Source organism: Mesorhizobium sp. M7A.F.Ca.US.006.01.1.1, assembly GCF_003997935.1.
Lineage (GTDB): Bacteria > Pseudomonadota > Alphaproteobacteria > Rhizobiales > Rhizobiaceae > Mesorhizobium.
On record NZ_RZQL01000339.1, the window covers coordinates 1 to 5,871 of the forward strand.

4 protein-coding genes are annotated in these 5,871 nt (G+C 63.7%); 2 read left to right on the top strand and 2 right to left on the bottom strand.

Going from position 1 to position 5,871, the window contains the following annotated elements; genetic code table 11:
• Window positions 1-240: 240 nt before the first annotated feature.
• Entirely contained in the window at window positions 241-1,863 is a 1,623-nt protein-coding gene (locus EN943_RS34120) for a DUF2778 domain-containing protein (RefSeq protein WP_127416274.1), read from the bottom strand.
• A 437-nt stretch (window positions 1,864-2,300) separates the two neighbouring features.
• Window positions 2,301-3,566 carry a hypothetical protein gene (locus EN943_RS34125; protein ID WP_127416275.1) on the bottom strand — a complete coding sequence of 422 codons (1,266 nt, stop codon included), beginning with the start codon at window positions 3,564-3,566 and terminating at the stop codon, window positions 2,301-2,303.
• A 107-nt stretch (window positions 3,567-3,673) separates the two neighbouring features.
• Between EN943_RS34125 and EN943_RS34130 the strand changes: the two genes are divergently transcribed.
• Together EN943_RS34130 and EN943_RS34135 are read left to right on the top strand one after the other, a co-directional pair.
• The gene (locus tag EN943_RS34130; protein WP_127416276.1) at window positions 3,674-4,732 is read left to right on the top strand and encodes a CapA family protein; all 1,059 of its coding nucleotides are present in this window, start codon (window positions 3,674-3,676) and stop codon (window positions 4,730-4,732) included.
• Between the two features lie 83 nt (window positions 4,733-4,815).
• Complete coding sequence (locus tag EN943_RS34135; RefSeq protein WP_245476079.1) at window positions 4,816-5,766, top strand: hypothetical protein; 951 nt, start codon at window positions 4,816-4,818, stop codon at window positions 5,764-5,766.
• The last annotated feature ends 105 nt before the right edge of the window (window positions 5,767-5,871 follow it).

Genomic DNA, 5,871 nt, shown 5'->3' on the forward strand with positions numbered 1-5,871 from the left:
TGTGCAGCGGCTCCGAAGCGTCCAGGAAATCGGTCAGGGGGCTGCGCCGCTTCGGCACGGCGCGGTCGTCATGCGCCGTCGGCGGCGTTTTCTGATCGGGAGATTTGGCCATGTCCCGAATATGGGATTTCCTGGCCAAAATGGAAAGAGCGCGGTGGGGAGAGGCGCGCTGGACAGTGCTGCTCCTGACAGCAGGCTGTCAGGAGCAGGCGGGGAGGTGGGCCCGAAAGCCTCTTGTCGCTACACGCCCCTGGCGGCTGATGCGACCTGCGTTGCCGACCCGTTCAGGCGCGGCACCACGACCAGGCGTTTGATCTTGCCCTTCTTGAAGGCGGCGAGGAAACGCGCATAGTCCTTGAAGGCGACGCAGCCGCTCGACTGGGCGTAGCGGCCCCGAAGCAGGTAAGTATGGGCCAGCAGGCCGTCGCGATTGTACTTGTTGCGGCCATCGACCGGTGTCAGGCGCAAGGCCTCCACTCCGTGGAAGCGCGACTCGCGCATCGACAGATTGTAGGTGTTGGGCGGCGTCGGCCCGCGGTTCTTCTGGTCGGCATAACGCGGCTGGTCCGCCATGGCGCCGATGCCTGAATGTGCCTCGAGCCTCGAGCCGTCAGGCATGTAGACGGTTGCACTGCTGATGTCGTACACGGCGACGCCATTGCCGGCGCCGCTCCTGGCGCCTGGCGAGTTGAACAGGTTCCTGAACGCCTTGCCAAGGCCGCCCGAAGGCGTGTCGGGCTTGGCATAGGCAAGCACGTCGCCGCCATCGGCCGGCCGGCCTTGCCGCGTCGGTTTTGCCGGCTGGGCCTGCTGGACCGTCTCGCGTGCCGGCTTCGATTGCTGGGCGAGCTTGGGCTGCTGAACAGATTTGGGCTGCTGAACGGACTTAGGCTGCTGCTGCACGATTTTGGGCTGCGGCGCGTCGAATTGCGGGCGGCGGGTCGGCAACGGCACGTCGTCGGTCAGCGCGTCCGGCAGCGAGGCGGCATCGCCGGGCTGATCCTGCTGGGTTTCGACGGGTGAAACCACGACATCGGCTGACGATTCCTCGATCGGCAGCGGTGAGGCAAACGCCTCGTCGTCGGCCGGCAGCGACCGCACCAGAGCAAGCGCCAACTGCGAATTGTCTGGCGTATCGGATTGGGCGAAGCCCATCGGCGGCGGTGCGGTCTGCACGACCACCGAGTCGGTATCCAGCCGGGCGAAACGTTCGGCCGCCGGAACTGGCATGCTGTCGGACAGGCTGGCTGTGACCGGGACGGAGGGCACCAACGACGCCTCGGCAATTCGCGGTGCGACGGTGGAGATCACCGGGCGGGTGTTGGCACTGGCGGCAGGCTTTCCGGCGTCGGCAAAGGCAGCGGCCAGCTTCATCGGCGAAAGCGACGCTTCCATGCGTTCGAAGCGCTCCTGCGCCTTCGACTTCACGGCGGCAGGCATCGGCTTTGCCTGCACCACAAGGCGTTCGGATTTTTCCGCCCGCGAGCTTACCCTGGCCAGCTTGAAACAGCTGGCGCCGCACTGCACCGAATGATCATGCAGGGCCCGAGTGCCGCCATTGGCATTGGCCAGCACGAAGGGTGCTTTCAAAAAGTGCTGTTTCAGCGGATCGGTAAGTGCGAGCGATCCCGGCATGGACAGCGTCTGGGGCAGGCCAACCGAAGTCGCCGACAGCGAGGCGCCGACGGAACTGAGGCCGGCCATGGTGCCGATCAGCCAAAGGCCGATGGCGGTGCTGACGCAAGGCAGCGCGACCCAGCGGGCCACCCGGCCAGCATTGAAGGAAGAGGAACGCCGAGCATCGACGAACTCGCCGCCCTCACGCAGTCCATGGATTTTTTTGTGTGTACTCAACAACGCCATGCAACCAATCTCGCTTCAATCGGTTTCCCCGTACGTGGCCTTGAGAGCCGCGACGACCATTCTGTGAGTGATCCCAGGTGGTCCCCGACGCGTTTGTCGCGTCTGTAGTTGGTTGCCGATTGCTTCAAAATATGGACAAAGTTGGTTAATCAATTCCTCTCAAAACCAACGACGAGATGTGGATTTGGGCCAAATTTGGCTTCGTCCACGGCCAGGAAAGTGGTGTTGTCGCCCTTCCGACCTGGTTTTGCTGCCTGTTTTTGGCGGCCGAGTCAAGCAAAACAGCCGCTGCTAATTTTTGCGAAGCGCCTTCGCGCGGCATATGCAGTGAGGTGACTGGCAGCAGACATCGCCTGGGAATGGCGCCTGCTTCTAGTAAAAATGTTGCCGGTCTTGCCAAGATTTCCCTCTGCGGAAGGGCCTCAAACATCCCGCCCTCAGTTGAACCAGAGCGCAAAAGTCAGAAAACCGCCGCCGCCGAATTGGCGCTGGATCTGGTCGAAATCGTCGCTGGTCACGAGCTCACCGCTTTCGAGGTAGGGCGCGATGGCCGGGCCGGTGATCGACAGCACGAGATCGAAGTTTTTCGGGTCATCGAAGAAGCGCTTCATGTTGATGCCAAGCCCAGTACTGGCCGTGACGCGGAAATGCGGCAGCAGCTTGCGGCCTTCCAGGAGATCCTCGGCCATGGTCAAGGCGGCGAGCCAGGCCTGGACCTGCTCCTCGCCGACTTCGAGGCCGGTGAGCGGGTTCTCGCCCTTCTGCTGCGGTCCAGGCAGCCATTCGCGGTCATTGTCGGTCTCGGCGCGGATCGCCTTCCAGTCCTCGCGCGACAGCCGGATCATTTCCAGCAGGTGGCGGCGCGCCGCTTGCCGGCGCTCCGGTTCGACCACCGGCCAGTTGATGAGATGCACCATCGAGATGAAATCGGCGATGCGCCATTCCGAGGAGAAGATGCTCGAGCCCATGTCGCCGGCCGGCGGCACCAGAATATCCTGCAACGGCAATTTGGCGCGCGGGAACAGCATGTGGAACGAGCCGTCGAAGGTGCTCCTGAAATCATGCGCCAGCCAGAAATCGGCCTGGGCCATCAGGAACTCGGCATAGCCCTGCAGCCAGTACCCGTCGGCGCGGTCGAAACGAAAGGTGAGCGTGGCGGCGGCGGCGTCCGATGTAATGCCGCCGCGTGACAACGCGGCGATGATTGCCGCCATGCTCTCGTCCGGCGCGATGGTGCCGTCCTCGTTGAGGTCGATGCCGGCATGGGTAAGATCGATCGCCATGCCGATATCGGCGTTCGCCGGCACCGACGCAAACGTGGCAGCGGATTTCTCCAGCCGGTCGCGGAAGCCGACCAGGATGGTGCGGAACTGCTCGTAAGTCAGCGGCTCGGGATTGGGATTGTCGGGCACCGGCAACCGCATCAGCGGCAGCATGAAGGATTGCGGGCTTTCGAAACCATGACGGTGCAGACCGGTGGCCAGGATCTCCAGTGCGGTGAAGAACTCGCCCGCCCCAGCCGCATAGGCGGCTGCCGGGTCTTTTGGCGCGGCGGCCTCCAGCATCGACAGGGCAGCGTCGCGCGCGGTCACGGTCTTCGCCTTGAACAGCCTGGTTGCCGCTTCGGGCATTGCCGCCGACGCGGAAGACAGCGGCAGGAGCAGAATGAAAGCGGATGTCAGCAGGCCTGCCAGTCGTGTCATCTTTTCCCCCCAATATTTGTCGCGCAGCGCAAATATACACCATTTGCAGCACCGCGCTTCAATCCGCCCGGCGGACGGTCTACACAGGGCAAACAATTGGGCATCGCGTGTCGAACTATCCGCTTTCCTACAAGCTGTCCTGGCTGCCGCGTCTCCTGAAGCCGTCGCTGGCCGGAGACGTGCGAGACTTTGCACCGGCGGCTGGGATGCTGATGGATCCGCCGCCGAGTCAGACAATGCGGCTTGCCTTTGTCGGCGACATCTCGGCGGTGGCCAACCGCAGCGCGCCGGATTGCGATCCGGCGATCAAGGCGTTGCTCGTCGCTGCCGATCTGGTGATCGGCAATTGTGAAAGCCCTGTGGTGGACAGACCAAGCGCGGTGCTGGGCACAAGGCTCGGCACGCATCATGCCATGAGCGAGTTGTTTCTCGCCGAGGCGCTGGCGGCGGTCGGCATCCCACGTGAAAAACTCGTGCTATCGCTGGCCAACAACCATGTGCTGGACCAGGGCGTCACCGGTTTCGACGAGACGGTTGCGGCGCTGTTGCGGCTCGGCATCCGCACGATCGGCCTGGCCGCCGATGGTCCTGTGGTGCCGGTCCAGGTTGGATCGCTTGATATCGGCTTCGCCGCCTTCACGCTGTGGCGCAACGCCGATGAGAACCTGTTTGCCGGGCGGGTGTCGATGGACAGCGATCCGGCCGGCTGGCCGCGCGATGGTTTTGACTTACTCTGCGCCGTGCCGCATTGGGACTGGGAGTTCCGGCATTTTCCCCGCGACGAGACGCGAGCTCTGGCCAGGCGGCTGGCCGGGCACGGCGTCGGCCTGATCGCCGGCCATCACGCCCATGTCGTGCAGCCGGTGGAAAAGATCGACGGAACGATCGTCGCCTATGGGCTTGGCGATTTCCTCGGCACCGCGCTTGCCCGCCAGCCATGGCCTGGTCGCATCGGTTCTATCCTCATTGTCGATGTCAGTGCCGATGCCGGTACGCGCGGCACGATCGCGTCTTACCGGATGCATCCATTCATGCGCCTGCGCGCCGGCGACCATGAGCGGCTGGTGTTGGTCGAGGCTTTGGAGGGAGCGATCAGGGGCAAGGTCGAGGGGCGGCTGAGAGCGGTCTTTCCTTCTCCACCAGCCGATCAAGGCGTATCCGCTTAAACGTCTGGCGGCCCCTGCAAAACCAACTATCATGCTCCCGCAGAGGCAGGCTTGCGGGGGTGGCGGTGGAAACAGCGGATTTCATGCCGAGCGAGACGGTCATCGCCGGCATCCGGAAAGACATCGAGGCCTATGAAGCGGCAAGGGCGTCGGCGGTCCGGCAGGTGCGCTGGCGGGTGCCGGTGTTCGTCGGGCTGGTGCTGGTGGCCGTGGTGCTGGTCGCCTGGCTGTTCAACAAGGTCGCCGACCCCAACGAGCAATGGGTCTCGACGCCGCATGTATTTCTCTATGTGATCGGCTTCGCGGCTTCGATCCTGCTCTATTTCCAGGCCAGGAAACCGGCGACACGGCTGCAGCAATCGTTCCGCGAGACGCTGCTGCCGATCATATTCGGCTTCATCGCCGATATGCGCTACCAGCATGGCGTGACGCCGAATTCCTTCGACCGGTTGCCGCGCACGGCGGTTGGTCCGTTCAACCGGCAGGCGTTCGACGACATCGTGGCGGGCCGCTACGAAGGGTTTCCGTTCGAGCTGTACGAGGCGCATCTGCGGGAAGGGTCCGGCAAGGGCTCATCGACCGCCTTCCAGGGCGTCATCGTGGCTTTCGAGACCATCGCGCCGTTCCCCGGCATATTGGTGGCGACGCGGCGGACCAACGCCGTCATCAGTTTCTTTCGCGGCATTTTCGCCAGCAAGCTGCAAGAGCTGTCCAGCGGCGACGCGGCGCTCGACGCCGCCTACGAGTTTCGCACCGACAATCTCGGAGCGGCACAGCCACTGGTGAGCGGCCGGCTGGCGCAGGCGCTGAAATGGCTTGGCGAAACCTGGCCGGACGATCCGGCCCGCGTCGCGCTCAACGGCAGTGATGGTTTCCTGCTGCTGCCGCAGACCAAGAACTTCTTCGAGCTGCCGGATATTTCAGTGCCGCTAGACTACAGCAGGCATGTCGCGCCGATGATATCGGACATGGGCGCGATGCTGGCGACGGCGGCACTTGTGCGCAAGATCGGCGCGAAGGACGAGGCGGGCTGATCGTGCTGAGCCGTCAGCCGTCGAAGCCGTATTTGTCGTGCCTATGGTCGGCCTCTGACCCATGAAACAAAACTTGTATCGACGATCGGTCCGCAGGCTGTTTCG